The sequence below is a fragment of the Marinactinospora endophytica genome, from assembly GCF_054780875.1.
On sequence record NZ_BAAGVM010000007.1, the window covers coordinates 106,626 to 120,325 of the forward strand.

General features: G+C 71.1%; 15 protein-coding genes, 1 tRNA gene and 1 other RNA gene. 11 read left to right on the plus strand and 6 right to left on the minus strand.

Translation table 11 applies throughout. The annotated features are described in order from the left end of the window. The first annotated feature begins 6 nt into the window (after positions 1–6). The 3 genes from ACYVHU_RS14835 to ACYVHU_RS14845 all read left to right on the plus strand — a co-directional run bounded on the left by ACYVHU_RS14835 (position 7) and on the right by ACYVHU_RS14845 (position 1,171). Positions 7–216 (plus strand): MbtH family protein, encoded by a 210-nt coding sequence (locus tag ACYVHU_RS14835; RefSeq protein WP_078761970.1) that lies wholly within the window; start codon positions 7–9, stop codon positions 214–216. Positions 217–394: 178 nt separating this feature from the next. Further along, the gene (locus tag ACYVHU_RS14840) at positions 395–892 is read left to right on the plus strand and encodes a phosphoribosyltransferase (RefSeq protein WP_078761969.1); all 498 of its coding nucleotides are present in this window, start codon (positions 395–397) and stop codon (positions 890–892) included. Between the two features lie 81 nt (positions 893–973). Then, positions 974–1,171: a hypothetical protein gene (locus ACYVHU_RS14845; RefSeq protein ID WP_144390107.1), complete on the plus strand. Its 198-nt coding sequence runs from the start codon at positions 974–976 to the stop codon at positions 1,169–1,171. 171 nt (positions 1,172–1,342) lie between these two features. On the opposite strand, the gene ACYVHU_RS14850 is transcribed toward ACYVHU_RS14845, so the two are convergent. From ACYVHU_RS14850 to ACYVHU_RS14860, 3 genes are all read right to left on the minus strand, one after another. After that, a complete protein-coding gene (locus ACYVHU_RS14850) occupies positions 1,343–1,753 on the minus strand; it encodes a VOC family protein (RefSeq protein ID WP_498948789.1) in 411 nt (136 codons plus the stop codon). Between the two features lie 406 nt (positions 1,754–2,159). Further along, positions 2,160–2,244, minus strand: a tRNA-Ser gene (locus tag ACYVHU_RS14855). 257 nt (positions 2,245–2,501) lie between these two features. Then, on the minus strand, positions 2,502–2,747 hold the full coding sequence (locus tag ACYVHU_RS14860) for a hypothetical protein (RefSeq protein WP_078761966.1): 246 nt from the start codon (positions 2,745–2,747) through the stop codon (positions 2,502–2,504). A 142-nt stretch (positions 2,748–2,889) separates the two neighbouring features. Between ACYVHU_RS14860 and ffs the strand changes: the two genes are divergently transcribed. The 3 genes from ffs (at position 2,890) to ACYVHU_RS14875 (ending at position 5,628) form a co-directional block, all read left to right on the plus strand. Next, an RNA gene (gene ffs / locus ACYVHU_RS14865) (signal recognition particle sRNA small type) lies at positions 2,890–2,985 on the plus strand. Positions 2,986–3,168: 183 nt separating this feature from the next. Then, a complete protein-coding gene (locus ACYVHU_RS14870) occupies positions 3,169–5,184 on the plus strand; it encodes a DNA polymerase III subunit gamma and tau (protein ID WP_078761965.1) in 2,016 nt (671 codons plus the stop codon). A 108-nt stretch (positions 5,185–5,292) separates the two neighbouring features. Continuing rightward, entirely contained in the window at positions 5,293–5,628 is a 336-nt protein-coding gene (locus ACYVHU_RS14875) for a YbaB/EbfC family nucleoid-associated protein (RefSeq protein ID WP_078761964.1), read from the plus strand. Between the two features lie 78 nt (positions 5,629–5,706). Here the strand turns inward: ACYVHU_RS14875 and ACYVHU_RS14880 are convergent, their stop codons facing one another. Further along, the gene (locus ACYVHU_RS14880; RefSeq protein WP_078761963.1) at positions 5,707–6,441 is read right to left on the minus strand and encodes a DUF6882 domain-containing protein; all 735 of its coding nucleotides are present in this window, start codon (positions 6,439–6,441) and stop codon (positions 5,707–5,709) included. A gap of 156 nt (positions 6,442–6,597) precedes the next feature. On the opposite strand from ACYVHU_RS14880, the gene recR reads away from it, so the two are divergent. The 4 genes from recR to ACYVHU_RS14900 all read left to right on the plus strand — a co-directional run bounded on the left by recR (position 6,598) and on the right by ACYVHU_RS14900 (position 10,193). Continuing rightward, positions 6,598–7,197, plus strand: a complete 600-nt coding sequence (gene recR, locus ACYVHU_RS14885; protein ID WP_078761962.1) for a recombination mediator RecR — start codon at positions 6,598–6,600, stop codon at positions 7,195–7,197. 219 nt (positions 7,198–7,416) lie between these two features. After that, a complete protein-coding gene (locus ACYVHU_RS14890) occupies positions 7,417–8,688 on the plus strand; it encodes an aspartate kinase (RefSeq protein ID WP_078761961.1) in 1,272 nt (423 codons plus the stop codon). Further along, positions 8,685–9,746, plus strand: a complete 1,062-nt coding sequence (locus ACYVHU_RS14895) for an aspartate-semialdehyde dehydrogenase (RefSeq protein WP_078761960.1) — start codon at positions 8,685–8,687, stop codon at positions 9,744–9,746. The genes ACYVHU_RS14890 and ACYVHU_RS14895 overlap by 4 nt, the downstream gene beginning before the upstream one ends. Before the next feature lie 207 nt (positions 9,747–9,953). Further along, entirely contained in the window at positions 9,954–10,193 is a 240-nt protein-coding gene (locus ACYVHU_RS14900) for a hypothetical protein (RefSeq protein WP_144390106.1), read from the plus strand. A 129-nt stretch (positions 10,194–10,322) separates the two neighbouring features. On the opposite strand, the gene ACYVHU_RS14905 is transcribed toward ACYVHU_RS14900, so the two are convergent. Together ACYVHU_RS14905 and ACYVHU_RS14910 are read right to left on the minus strand one after the other, a co-directional pair. After that, positions 10,323–11,069 carry a GntR family transcriptional regulator gene (locus ACYVHU_RS14905; RefSeq protein ID WP_078761958.1) on the minus strand — a complete coding sequence of 249 codons (747 nt, stop codon included), beginning with the start codon at positions 11,067–11,069 and terminating at the stop codon, positions 10,323–10,325. A gap of 2 nt (positions 11,070–11,071) precedes the next feature. Next, positions 11,072–12,868, minus strand: a complete 1,797-nt coding sequence (locus tag ACYVHU_RS14910; RefSeq protein WP_078761957.1) for a S9 family peptidase — start codon at positions 12,866–12,868, stop codon at positions 11,072–11,074. A 160-nt stretch (positions 12,869–13,028) separates the two neighbouring features. Between ACYVHU_RS14910 and ybiA the strand changes: the two genes are divergently transcribed. Then, positions 13,029–13,601: an NADAR family protein gene (gene ybiA / locus ACYVHU_RS14915; RefSeq protein ID WP_498948792.1), complete on the plus strand. Its 573-nt coding sequence runs from the start codon at positions 13,029–13,031 to the stop codon at positions 13,599–13,601. Positions 13,602–13,700 lie beyond the last annotated feature (99 nt).

The window sequence follows — 13,700 nt, forward strand, 5'->3', positions numbered from 1 at the left end:
ACACACGTGGACAACCCGTTCGACGACCCCGAGGGCGTCTTCCTGGTGCTGGTGAACGAGGAGGGGCAGTACTGCCTGTGGCCGGAGTTCGCGGAGGTTCCCGCGGGCTGGGAGGTCGACCTGCCGGCGGGGAGCAGGCCGGCGGCGCTCGCCCACATCGAGGAGCGCTGGACCGACCTGCGCCCGCGCAGTCTCGTCCGGGCGATGGGCGGCTGAGCGCGCGACGCCCTCCACCGCGGGCCGCGCCGGGACACCCTCCCGGCGCGGCCCGCGCGTGTCCGGAGGGGGAGGGGGCGTGGCGGGGCGCCGCCCCCGATACTGGAGGGCGGTCCGGCCGGTGGGCACCGCAGGCCGCCGCCGGCCCGGACGCCGGACACGGATCGAGAGGGAAGCAATGAGCGACGAGCGCGAGAACCTGACCTACGAGCTCTTCGGCACCGCCGTGCGGGAGCTGGCGCACCGCATCGCCGATGACGGGTACGAGCCCGACATCATCCTCTCGATCGCGCGCGGCGGGCTCTTCGTCGCGGGAGGGCTGGGGTACGCGCTCGACGTCAAAAACCTGCACGTGATGAACGTCGAGTTCTACACCGGCGTCGGCCAGACCCTCGACATGCCGGTCATGCTGCCCCCGGTCCCCAATACCGTCGACCTGAGCCGCAAGAAGGTGCTCGTCGCCGACGACGTGGCCGACAGCGGCAGGACGCTCAAGCTCGTCCACGACTTCTGCGCCGAGCACGTCGCCGAGGTGCGCAGCGCGGTCATCTACGAGAAGCCGCGTTCGTTGGTCAAGTGCGAGTACGTCTGGAAGCACACCGATCGCTGGATCAACTTCCCCTGGTCGGTGCTGCCCCCCGTGGTCGACCGCGGCGGCCGGGGCCGCGACGCCTGATCGTCCCGTCCCGGCCGGGACGGGACGGGACGCGGGCGGCACTTGGGGAGGCGTCGCGAACCCCCTCCAAGCGGTACGCGGGTGACCCCGCAGGGCGGTCCACTGTCCGCTCAGGGGTCCGTACCACTGGAGGGGGTGCTCCGTGGTGGCCGCGACGCGTTCGAAATCGTGGTCACGGTGGAGCAGGGCCCCTGGAGCCCGGCGTTCGCCGCGACGAGCAGGGCGACGGCACCGGCACTGCGGTTCCGGCCCCGCGCCGACGGCTGGGCCGTCCCGTGAGCCGCGTGACCTTCTGATCCGTAGTCCGATGCGGATGATTCGACACCGGTCATGCGGGTCTCCCGGTGGTCGGGAGATGTGACGGTGCTCTGCCGCGAGCCGCTGCGGTCGCTGTACTTCTGCGCTGTACGCCGTGCCCGAGGTGTGACCGTTCGTGGGTGTCGAAGCGCTTCAGGCCTTCGGCTGGGTGAAGCGGATGTGGTTGCCGAAGGGGTCGCGCAGACCACAGTCGATCCCGTACGGACGCTCGGTGGGTTCCTCGGTGAACTCCACCCCCTTCTTGAGCAGCGTCTCGTAGGTCTTGCGGCAGTCGTCCGTGGTGAGGATGAACCAGCCGCCCAGGGCTCCCTTGGTCATCAGCTCGCGCACCTGCTCCGCCGTCTCCTCCGACATCGCCGGCGCGCCCGGCTTCTCCAGGAGGATCTGCCGATCGGGTTGACCCGGTACGCCGACGGTCAGCCAGCGCATGAACCCCATGTCGACGTCTGCGGTGATCTCCAGGCCGAGCTTGCCGACGTAGAAGTCGACGGCCTCATCCTGGTCGAGGACGTATATCTGCGATTGCGTGATGGCGGTGAACACGACATCGACACTAGCGATCAACCAGGACGAAGACTTCTCCGAAACTGCTCAGTGAACAGGACGCTGTGTCGGCCGATCGGGTATGCGGTCGGATCCACGCCATCGGGAGTACGTCTTCACCTCGCCCACCAGGGAGGCCGAACCCGAACACCGACTACCGCGAGAAGGCGATCCTCCAACAGGTCGGATTGCGGGATTCCCGTCTGCGCGACGCCCGGCACACCGCCGCGATCGTTCTCCTGATCCTGTGGGTGTCCGATCGGGCCGTCATGGCGCTCGTGGGCTGGTCGTCGGGCCTCCATGGCCGACCGGCTCGGAGAGGAGGGTGATCCCAGCCTCCAACAGGTCAACTGAGACCGCGAACGACGAAGGCCCGGAGCGTTGAACGCTCCGGGCCTTCCGCCGGCGGAGGATACGAGATTCGAACTCGTGAGGGGTTGCCCCCAACACGCTTTCCAAGCGTGCGCCCTAGGCCACTAGGCGAATCCTCCGTGGACAACTCTACATGCCGTCGAGGGGTGCCGCGAACGCTCGTGGGGCACCCCGGGGCACTCCCCGGAACAGCGTGGGGAAGGGCGCTCCGGACGGGCCGGATCCATTGGCGGGGAAGGCGTCGGGGGACCCGGCCGGGAGCGTGACCCGGCCCGCCGCGCCGGCCCCGGCGGGCGCTGGACGGGGGCGGGACTCCAGGCCGGCGGTCCGGGCGGATCCACGTGGCGCCTGAGGACGACGGCGACGGCGTCGAAGATCAGCCGGTGGTGCGGGGGCCGCCGTGGGCGGTGTCTTCGCTCACCGCCTCGAAGCGCGCGCGGTCGACAGCCGCACAGTCCACCTCTCGGGGTGCTCGGCCAGGCCGCGCGGGACCGCGCCGCGCGACGGCCGTGGTCGCGACGGCCACGTCGCCGATCCGCCGTGTGCCGTCGTCGCGGTGGCGTTCCCGGAACCGGGTGAACGTCTCCGGATCCCCGGCCACGGCGCCCTCGCCATCGGACAAGGGGCGTCTCCGTCTCGGGCGGGCGCCCCCGAAGCCGCCGTGGGAGGCCCCGTCACGCGCGACGCCGGAGATCTCCGGTCCGTCCGGACGCCGCGCTGCGCCGCGGGTTGGCGTGGCACTCCCCGATCCCTATAGACTGGGGGCAGACCCCTCGTGCGGCGTCATCTTATGAACCTCCCCAGGGCCGGAAGGCAGCAAGGATAAGTAAGCTCTGGCGGGTGCGCGGGGGGTCCTTTCGTTTTCGGGGCCGGGCTCCGCGCCGCAGGGCCACCGAGCACCGTCGTTCCCGCCTCGCCGTGACGGTCCCTGCCGGAAGTCGGCCCGAGCTGTCACGGTTACGGGGTTGAATGGGTGACGTGGAGGCGACCGGGGAATCCGCGCCCACGGGACGCCGGTCCGCGGAGGGAGCAGTGAGCGCGCCGTGAGCATCGCGCTGTATCGCAAGTACCGGCCGGCCACGTTCGGCGAGGTGCGCGGGCAGGAGCACGTCACCGAGCCGCTGCGTCAGGCGTTGAGCAACGGCCGGATCAACCACGCCTACCTGTTCAGCGGTCCGCGCGGGTGTGGCAAGACGTCGAGCGCGCGCATCCTCGCGCGTTCCCTCAACTGTGAGAAGGGGCCCACGCCCGACCCGTGCGGGGTGTGCGAGTCGTGCGTGGCGCTGGCGCCCGACGGCGGCGGCAGCATCGACGTCATCGAGATCGACGCCGCCTCCCACGGTGGTGTGGACGACGCGCGCGACCTGCGGGAACGCGCCTTCTTCGCGCCGGTGAACTCGCGCTACAAGGTCTACATCATCGACGAGGCGCACATGGTGACCCGCGAGGGTTTCAACGCGCTGCTCAAACTCGTCGAGGAGCCGCCGCCCCACCTGAAGTTCGTGTTCGCGACGACCGAGCCCGAGAAGGTCATCGGTACCATCCGCTCGCGCACCCACCACTACCCGTTCCGGCTGATCCCGCCCAGTACGCTGCGCGAGCTGATGGAGCAGATCCTCACCGAGGAGGGGGTGCCCTTCGACCCGGCGGCGTTGCCGCTGGTGGTGCGGGCCGGTGCCGGGTCGGCGCGTGACTCGCTGTCGATCCTGGACCAGCTCCTCGCCGGTTCCGACGAGCGCGGCATCACCCGTGAGGGCGCGGTGTCCCTGCTCGGCTACACCGATTCGGGACTGCTCGGCGAGATGGTCGACGCGCTCGGCGCGCGCGACGGTGCCGCCGTGTTCGGGCTGATCGACCGGATGGTCGAGGGCGGGCACGACCCGCGCCGGTTCACGGCCGACCTCCTGGAACGCGTCCGCGACCTGGTGGTGCTCGCGGCCGTGCCCGACGCGCTGGACAAGGGCCTGATCAACGTCTCCCCCGACGCCGTGGAGCAGATGCGCGAGCAGGCGTCCCGGCTGGGCGCGGCCGAGCTGACCCGCGCGGCCGAGGTGCTGAACAAGGGCCTGACCGAGATGCGCGGCGCGACGTCGCCCCGTCTGCTGCTGGAGCTGATGTGCTCCCGGATCCTCCTGCCGGGAACGGAGGGGGCCGGGGATCCGGTGGCGCTGGCGGCCCGGCTGGACCAGATGGAGCGGCGGCTGGCGGCCGGCCCGGTCGCGGCTCCGGCCCCCGCTGCGGCGCAGCGGCCCGCGCCCGTGGCATCCGAGCCGCAGCGCCCCGCGCCGCCTCCTCCCGCGCCCCCCACGCCCGTCGAAGCCCGACCGGCCGCGCCCGAACCGGCGCCCGAGACGTCCCGGCCACCGGCCGCGCCCACGGGGGGCGGCTGGGACCGTCCCGTCCCCGACCGCGCGGCGCAGCCGCCGGCGCCCGCCCCGGTGCCGCAACGTCCGGCGGCGCCCGGCGCGATCGACGTGGGAGTCCTCGGCGGTTCCTGGCCGCAGATCCTCGAAGCGGTCAAACGCCGCCGCCGCTTCACCTGGATGATCCTCACCGGCAACGACGTCCAGGTCGTGGGCGTCGAGGGCAACATCGTCCAGCTCGGTTTCGAGCGGCCCAACGACGCCAAGGGCTTCTCCAACAGCGGTAGCGACCAGGTGGTGCAGGGCGCGATCAAGGACGTGCTCGGTGTCGAGCTGCGGGTGACGGCGGTCCCGCTCAACGGCGCCGCGCCGCAGCGGCCCCGCTCCGCCCCGGCCCCCGCTCCCGCGCCGGACCCGCGGCCGGAGCCGGGCGGCTGGGACGCGCGGCCCGCGCCCCCCTCCGCCGACCGGTCGGACGCGCAGCGTCCGCCGACCGGTCCGCAGGAGCCGGTGCGCCCTGCGGCGCCGTCCCGGCCGGCATCCGCCGACCAGGGGCCGCCTCCGCCAGAGGAGCCCGACATCCCCGACCCCGAGAACGACCTGGACGCCGAGGACGCTCCTCCGCCGTCGGGTTTCTCACTGATCGAGAGCGAGCTCGGGGGGAAGATCATCGAGGAGATCGACCACACCGCGTGACGTGGCGTCATCGTGGCCGTCGTGCGCGTTCCGTGTCGGCCAAGAGCGGATACGCTCGCAGGCACGGACATCGCGTGTAAGGAGGAGCCGGTGAACCCTGGCGGCGGAATGGACATGCAGGCGCTGCTCCAGCAGGCCCAGCAGATGCAGCAGCAGCTCATGGCGGCCCAGCAGGAGCTGGAGGAGTCCAAGGTCGAGGGAACCTCGGGCGGCGGCCTGGTCACGGTGACGGTCAGTGGCCGGGGGCAGGTCGAGGACATCAGGATCGACCCCAAGGCGATCGACGCCGACGACCCGGCCGAGACCGCGCAGACGGTCGCGGATCTGGTCCTCGCGGCCATCCGGGACGCCGAGCGGGCCGTCGACGAGCTTCAGCAGCAGAAGATGGGGCCGTTGGCGCAGGGACTCGGTGGCGGTGGGATGCCGGGCCTGCCCGGTTTCTGAGCCGTTCCGGTGGCCGCGCGCTCTGGTGCGGCCACCGGTGGGCACCGCGCTGGGGGAGGGCCGTCGTCGCCGGCTCCCTCAGGCGGGGGCCGACGCGGTGCGCGGCTGGATCGAGATGCCGGAGATCCGGTCGTGCGCGTCGAACTCGACGCGAACCGCGCAGTCGGGCCGTTCCCCGACGAGAACGTCGCCCTCAGTGGAGAAGCCTCCCGCGAACCCGTGCCTGCCCAGGTAGTTCGCCGCGGTGGCCCGATGGTCGTGCGGGAAGACCCCTATGGCCTGGGTGAGCATCCTGGGCAGGGTGACGGGGTCGAAACCGGCGACGGGGACGGCCGGGTCGTTCACGAGCATGTAGAAACGCGCGCCGGTGTCGGCGGTCACGCCCGCGTAGCCGCGTCCTCCAAGGACTCCCATCGCCGTCAGGCAGAGCCGCTCGGCCGCCATCCGGGGATCGGTGAACTCCGCCAGCTCCAGCCTCGGGGTGACCAGCTCGGGGATGTCGTCGCGTTCACCGATCTCCCGCAGGGCGAGGGAGGCGGCGAGCCGGGCCGACCCCGGCGGGTGCATGTGCGGGTTGGCCCAGGCCCACAGCCAGCTCCCGTCGGTGCCGAAGGTGCCGAGGGGCGCCATGTGGACATCGACTCCCCCTTGGGTGAAGACGCTCGCCTCGACGTCGACCTGCCAGTCGCCGTCGGGCAGGTGGTCGTTGAAGTGGGGGAGCTGTTCGAGCGCCACGGCGGCGTGGGCGGCGCCCAACGCCTCCAGGCGGGGGCCGAACCACTGCCGTCCCGTCGTGGGCTGTCCGTCGGTCATGGCCCTCGTCTCCGTTCTCTCACCGGGACCGTCGCGGCCGGTTCCCGCGTCGGCTCGTGACCCTAGCGGCCGTCCCCGACAGTCCGGCGGCGCCGGTTCGCGCCGCGCGCTCGGCTCCGTATACCGTTGGGGTGACGCGAGTGAAGTGGGTAGACGATGTACGAGGGCGCTGTCCAGAACCTGATCGACGAACTCGGGCGACTGCCCGGCGTCGGTCCCAAAAGCGCGCAGCGTATCGCCTTCCACCTGCTCTCCGCCGAGACCGCTGACGTCAAACGCCTGGTGAACGCGCTCGTCGAGGTCAAGGAGCGCGTGCGGTTCTGCGCGATCTGCGGCAACGTCGCCGAGGAGACCGAGTGCCGGATCTGCCGCGACCCGCGTCGTGACGCGGCGGTCATCTGCGTGGTCGAGGAGTCCAAGGACGTCGTGGCGATCGAGCGGACCCGCGAGTTCCGGGGCCGTTACCACGTCCTGGGCGGGGCGATCAGCCCCATCGAGGGGGTCGGCCCCGACGACCTGCGCATCAAGGAGCTGATGACGCGGTTGTCCGACGGGCAGATCACGGAGTTGATCCTGGCCACGGACCCCAACCTGGAGGGCGAGGCGACGGCGACCTATCTCGCCCGCCTGGTCAAACCCATGGGCCTGAAAGTGACCCGCCTGGCCAGCGGGCTGCCGGTCGGCGGCGATCTGGAGTACGCCGACGAGGTCACGCTGGGGCGCGCCTTCGAGGGGCGCCGCAGCCTGGAGTTCTGACGGACTCCTCACATCCGTCCCGGTTCCGACGCGGTCGGCGGGACGGCGGCGTCCTATCAGTTGAACGCCCGTTTTTTCCGTAACGCGCGTATCCGGCCGTCTTCCGGGTATGCCTTGCCGCCGGTGGCCTCCCGCCGCAGGTGGCAGGGCATCGGAAGAAACCGAATCGCTACACTTCTGGTTGATTACCTTGATCCCAATTCCTCAGGAGCGCCGACCGTGGCTCTAATCGTGCAGAAGTACGGTGGGTCTTCCGTGGCTGACGCGGAAGCCATCAAGCGGGTAGCCCAACGGATCGTCGCCCAGAAAAAGGCGGGGTATGACGTTGTCGTGGTGGTCTCGGCCATGGGCGACACCACCGACGAACTCCTCGACCTCGCCCAGCGGGTCTCCCCGTTGCCCCCGGGACGCGAACTCGACATGCTCCTGACCGCGGGCGAGCGCATGTCCATGGCGCTGGTCGCGATGGCCATCGGCAACCTCGGCTACGAGGCCCGGTCGTTCACCGGGTCGCAGGCCGGCGTCATCACGACGGGGCTGCACGGTAACGCCAAGATCATCGACGTCACGCCCGGCCGCATCCGCGAGGCCCTGAGCGACGGCGCCATCTGCATCGTCGCCGGTTTCCAGGGGGTGTCCCAGGACACCAAGGACATCACCACGCTGGGGCGCGGCGGTTCCGACACCACCGCGGTCGCGCTCGCCGCTGCGCTGGAGGCCGACGCCTGCGAGATCTACAGCGACGTCGACGGCGTGTTCACCGCCGACCCCCGCATCGTGCCGACCGCTCGGCGCATCCCCAAGATCTCCTACGAGGAGATGCTGGAGATGGCCGCCTGCGGCACCAAGATCCTGCACCTGCGCTGCGTGGAGTACGCGCGCCGTTACGGTATCCCGCTGCACGTCCGCTCGTCGTTCAGTCAGAAGCCCGGTACCTGGGTCGTCTCGGAAGTTGAGGAAACCGAAGGCATGGAACAACCGATCATCTCCGGGGTCGCGCACGACCGCAGCGAGGCCAAGATCACGGTCGTCGGCGTCCCCGACCGCGTCGGTGAGGCCGCGGCGATCTTCAAGGTCCTGGCCGACGCCGAGATCAACATCGACATGATCGTGCAGAACGTCTCGGCCGCCTCCACGGGGCGTACCGACATCTCCTTCACGCTTCCGGCCTCCTCGGGCCAGACGGCGCTGTCGGCGTTGAAGAAGATCCAGGACAAGGTCGGGTTCGAGTCGCTGCGTTACGACGACCAGATCGGCAAGGTCTCGCTGGTCGGCGCGGGGATGCGCTCCTACCCGGGCGTCACCGCGCGCTTCTTCGACTCCATCGCCAGCGCCGGCATCAACATCGAGATGATCTCCACCTCGGAGATCCGCATCTCCGTCATCGTCGGCCAGGACGACGTTGACGCCGCGGTCGCCGCCGCGCACACCGAGTTCCAGCTCGACGCAGAACAGGTCGAGGCCGTCGTCTATGGAGGTACCGGCCGATGAGCACCCGTCTTCCCACCCTGGCCGTCGTCGGTGCCACCGGCGCCGTCGGCACCGTCATGCTCGACATCCTCTCCACCCGCGAGAACGTGTGGGGCGAGATCCGGCTCGTGGCGTCCCCGCGCTCGGCCGGCAAGCGCCTCACCGTCCGTGGCGAGGAGATCGAGGTCCAGGCGCTCGCCCCCGAGGTCTTCGACGGGGTGGACGTCGCGATGTTCGACGTCCCCGACGAGGTCTCCAAGGAGTGGGCGCCGATCGCCGCCGCGCGCGGCGCGATCGCGGTCGACAACTCCGGCGCGTTCCGCATGGACCCCGACGTCCCGCTCGTGGTGCCCGAGGTCAACGCCGAGCAGACCCGTAACCGTCCCCGCGGCATCATCAGCAACCCCAACTGCACCACGCTGTCGATGATCGTGGCCCTTGGCGCGCTGCACCGCGCCTACGGCCTGTCCGAGCTGGTCGTGGCCTCCTACCAGGCGGCCTCGGGGGCCGGCCAGGAGGGCATCGACACCCTGCACGACCAGATCGCCAAGGTCGCCTCGGACCGCACGCTCGGCAGCCGCGCCGGTGACGTCCGCGCCGCGGTCGGCGAGCTGGGGCCCTTCCCGGCCCCGCTGGCGTTGAACGTGGTGCCGTGGGCGGGGTCGCTCAAGGACGACGGCTGGTCCTCGGAGGAGCTGAAGGTCCGCAACGAGTCCCGGAAGATCCTCGGCCTGCCGGACCTGAAGGTGTCGGCGACCTGTGTGCGCGTCCCGGTCGTCACCACCCACGCGCTCGCGGTCCACGCGACCTTCGAGCGCGAGGTCGACGCCGCGGCGGCGCGCGAGGCGCTGGCGTCGGCGCCCGGTGTCGTCGTCCAGGACGACCCGTCCAGGGGTGAGTTCCCGACCCCGGCCGACGTCGTGGGCACCGACCCGACGTGGGTGGGCCGTATCCGCCGCTCGCTCGACGACCCGCGCTCGCTCGACCTCTTCCTGTGCGGGGACAACCTGCGCAAGGGGGCGGCGCTGAACACCGCGCAGATCGCCGAGGTCGTCGCCAAGGAGCTCACCGAGGGCTGAGCGACACCGGACCGGTGACGGTGGGGCGGGGCGCGTAGCGCCCCGCCCCACCGTCGTCTCAGCCGCGAATGGTCACGGGACACGCCGCGACATGCCTGGCGTGTTTCCGCGTTTTCCGAGGTCGAGCAACTATGGTTACACCAGGTCACTGAATGAACACGTTGTGTTCCGGTTCGGCCGATCCGAAAACGTTCGTGGAAGAGGTAAATGAGAATGCGTCTCATCGCGAAGTCCGCCTCCCTGGCCATCGCCACCGGCGCGATGCTGGCCTCCCTCAGCGGTGCCGCGTTCGCCGGCGGCGACGAGGGCGGCAACAACGACAACAACGACAACGTCAACAACTGCACGCTTGAGGGCGGGATCATCGAGCTGCCCATCAACCTCAACATCCTCGCCGTCGGCGAGCAGGACGCCAGCGACTCCCTGGACTGCATCATCGTCGACTGACACTCGGCGTGATCCCGGTCACCGGGACGTGTCCGCTCGAGCGGGGATATCCCGCACGGCGTACGGGCACCGCGAGGACCCGACGGTCCCCGCGGTGCCCTTCGCGTTGCGGCGGGTGGGACGGAGCGGTCAGCGGTAGCGGTTACGGCGCACGTCGGCGTGGGAGCGGGCCAGGCTGAGCCGGTACACCAGCCGGCACCGGTCCGGGGTGGCCACCAGGTCCGACGTCTCGACGGGGCGGCGCCCCGAGAAGTGGGTGCGCTCCACCACGAGCACGGGCAGCCCCGGGGTCAGCCGCAGCAGTCCGGCCTCGGTCTCGCGGAGCGGACGGACCGACACCTCCTCCACCACCCGGTCGATGGGGACCCCCGCCGCGCCGAGCCGGTCGATGACCCCCAGGCGCGGAATCATCTCGCCGGGTGCCCGGGAGGTGCCGTGGGTGAGGATCGTCGGCTCCCAGGAGGTGTGGACGGCGACCGGCGCGCCCTCGGAGGACCCCACGAAGCACGTCCGGTACAGCGGCTCGTCCTCGCGGATCCGCAGCCGTTGCGCGAGCGAGAGGTCGGCCGGGAGCGTCACCGTTCCCACGGGTTCGGCGTCCAGCGGTTCGACCCCCGTCCCCGACGCGCGGTCGGTACGCGAGAACCGGTGCGCCTCGGGCAACCCCCGGACGTAGTACCCCGACCCGGGCCGGCTCTCCACGAGCCCTTCGGTGACGAGCAGCCGCAGCGCGTTGCGGGACACCTGCTCGCTGACCTCGTACTGCCGGGCGAGCTGGGCTCGCGAGGGGAGCCGGGTCCCCGCGGCCAGTTCACCGCTGAGGATCGGCCGTCGCAGCGTCTCGGCCACCCACAGGTAGCGCGGTTGCCGGGACATGGTCAGGAACGCCCGGAGCGAGGCACCTCCAGGACCGGTCCGGTGTTTCTGAGCGCGAAGTCGAGCTCGGCGGCCATGTGGCGGATGCGTTCCTCCACGACCAGGGAACCGTGGCCGGCGTCGAACCGGTACACCTCGTGCGGCTTGCCCAGCTCGGCGAGGCGTTCGATGTAGTTGTCGATCTGGCGGATCGGACAGCGTGGATCGTTCTCGCCGGCCAGGATCAGCACCGGAGCGGTGACGTCGCCGACGTAGGTGATGGGAGAGGAACGCTGGTACAACTCCGGCACCTCCTGGGGAGAACCGCCGAACAGTGAACGGTCGAACGCCCGCAACGCCTCCATCTCGTCCTCGTAGGCGGCGGCGTAGTCGGCGATGGGAACGGCGGCGATGGCGACCCTCCAGTCGTCGGGGTACACGCCCACACCGAGGAGCGCCAGGTAGCCTCCCCAGGAGCCGCCTTCGAGGACGAGGCGGTCGGGGTCGGCGAGGCCGGACTCGACGGCCCAGTCGCGCACCGCCTTGATGTCTTCCAGTTCGGTCAGGCCGACCCGGCCCTCCAGGGCGTCCCGCCAGAGGCTGCCGTACCCGGTGGATCCCCGGTAGTTGACCCGCACGACCGCGAACCCGTGGTCGACCCACGCCGCGACGTCCGGCGAGAAGGAGTCGAAGTCCTGGGCCTCGGGACCACCGTGTACCAGGAACACGGTCGGGAAGGGCGCCGACTCCTCCTCGGGGCGCGACACCAGGGCGTGGATGTCGCCGCCCGGGCCGCTTACGGTGGCGTCCTCCACCGGAACCGACCACGGGGCCTCGGGTCCGGGCGGGGACAGGACGGTCCTGCCGTTGGTGTCGCGGATCATCGGGGGCCGGGCCGAGCTGGACCAGGCGTATTCGACGGTGCCGTCGGGGCGCGGGGCCGCGGCCGACACCAGTCCCGGGGGCACCGGGAGCTCGGTGAGCGCGCCGGAGGCGAGGTCGTACCGGTACAGCCGCGACCGTGCCCGGAAATCCTGGGAGATGAGGAGGGCGTCGCCGTCGGGGTACCAGTCGGCGGCGAGTTCGCCGGGCAGGTCGATCGCGATCTCGTGTTCGCTCCCGGCCACGGCGTCCCAGATGAGCGGTTCGAGCCGGTCGCGCCGCTCGTGCAGGACCAGCAGCCGGTGGTCGTGGGGGGCGAAGGCGACCGGTGACAGGTTCTTGCCGGGGCCGTCCCACAGGTCGGCGACGGTCTGCGCGGTGCCGGTCGCGGTGTCCAGGCGCAGCACCCGGACCGCCATGTGCCGGCTGTCGCCGTGCTCGCTGTGGGCGATGGCGAACAGCGACTCGTCGCGCGACAGCGCGGCCAGCCAGCCCTCCTCACGGTGGGAGTACACCGTCCGCGGCGGCCGGTCGGGAAGCGCGAGGTGCACGCTGAAGCCGTCGTCGGTCGAGCGGCCCACCAGGGCGGTTCCCGACGCGCCCAGCGCGAGCCCTCCCAAGTAGGAGCGCTCCAGTCCGGGGACGGCGATCTCGTGCTCGCCGCCGTCGAACTCCTGGCGGCGCCACAGGCCGAACTCGTCGCCGTCGGTGTCGTCGAACCACCACACCCGCGTGCCGGTGGGGTCGAGGACGCCCGTCGTCGTCCCGTTGGGGCGCTTGGTCACCTGGCGTTGCTCACCGGTGGCCCGGTCCCAGGTGTAGAGCTCCCATGTTCCGCTGGAGTTGCTGCGGAAGAGGGAGCGGTCAGGGGCCTCCTTGGCCCACGAGGGAAGACTGATCCTGGCTGCCCGGAACCGTTCCTGCCAACGCTCACCCATGATCTCCAGTAAAGCAGTGGGGAACGCTCCTATGGAGGGGAACGAGTGATACCAGATGACCACTCTCGGTCATCGGCGCACGTCAAGGTGGCCGTCGAGAAGGGGAAGGGGGCCGTGGGCGCCCAGGGGAAAGTCACTCCCTAAGGGCATAATGACCGCTATGGTCGACGCTTCCCTTCCTCCCCTGTCCGTCGCTGACCTTCTGAAGGGAGTGGAAAGTGGCGAGCCGTATCGCTACCTCCTCTTCTGGGGACACCGCCCGTCCCGCGACGGCGGTCCCGGCCCCGGCTGGCTGAGCCAGTGGTGGCCCGCGCCGTTCACGGTCGATGGGGTCGAGTACCGGACCGCCGAGCACTGGATGATGGCGCACAAGGCCCTGCTGTTCGGCGACGAGGAGGCCGCCGGCCGGATCGTCGCCGCGAAGCACCCCGGCGAGGCCAAGCGACTGGGACGCCAGGTCCGCGGCTTCGACGAGGAGACGTGGCGCGCGCACCGGTTCGACATCGTCGTCCGCGGCTCGGTGGAGAAGTTCCGCGCCGACCCCGCGCTACGCGCCTACCTGGTCGGCACCGGAAGCCGCGTGCTGGTCGAGGCGAGCCCGCGTGATCGGGTGTGGGGCATCGGCCTGGCGGCCGACGACGAGCGCGCCACCGATCCGGCCCGGTGGCGCGGCGACAACCTGCTCGGATTCGCGCTGATGCGGGCGCGCGCCGAACTCGCCGCGGGGGACTGACCGCGACGCCCTGGACGCGGACCGCTCCCCGCCGGTGCCGGCGGGAAGCGGCCGTCTCGTGGCCGGGAGCCGCGGGACGGGGCCTGCGCCGTGGCCATG

Coding starts and splice junctions, on each gene's coding strand:
- ACYVHU_RS14900 (WP_144390106.1), top strand. CDS start 9,954: ATGAGAATGCGTCTCATCGCGAAGTCCGCCTCCCTGGCCATCGCCACC.
- ybiA (WP_498948792.1), top strand. CDS start 13,029: ATGGTCGACGCTTCCCTTCCTCCCCTGTCCGTCGCTGACCTTCTGAAG.
- ACYVHU_RS14840 (WP_078761969.1), top strand. CDS start 395: ATGAGCGACGAGCGCGAGAACCTGACCTACGAGCTCTTCGGCACCGCC.
- ACYVHU_RS14880 (WP_078761963.1), bottom strand. CDS start 6,441: ATGACCGACGGACAGCCCACGACGGGACGGCAGTGGTTCGGCCCCCGC.
- recR (WP_078761962.1), top strand. CDS start 6,598: ATGTACGAGGGCGCTGTCCAGAACCTGATCGACGAACTCGGGCGACTG.
- ACYVHU_RS14905 (WP_078761958.1), bottom strand. CDS start 11,069: ATGTCCCGGCAACCGCGCTACCTGTGGGTGGCCGAGACGCTGCGACGG.
- ACYVHU_RS14895 (WP_078761960.1), top strand. CDS start 8,685: ATGAGCACCCGTCTTCCCACCCTGGCCGTCGTCGGTGCCACCGGCGCC.
- ACYVHU_RS14910 (WP_078761957.1), bottom strand. CDS start 12,868: ATGGGTGAGCGTTGGCAGGAACGGTTCCGGGCAGCCAGGATCAGTCTT.
- ACYVHU_RS14875 (WP_078761964.1), top strand. CDS start 5,293: ATGGACATGCAGGCGCTGCTCCAGCAGGCCCAGCAGATGCAGCAGCAG.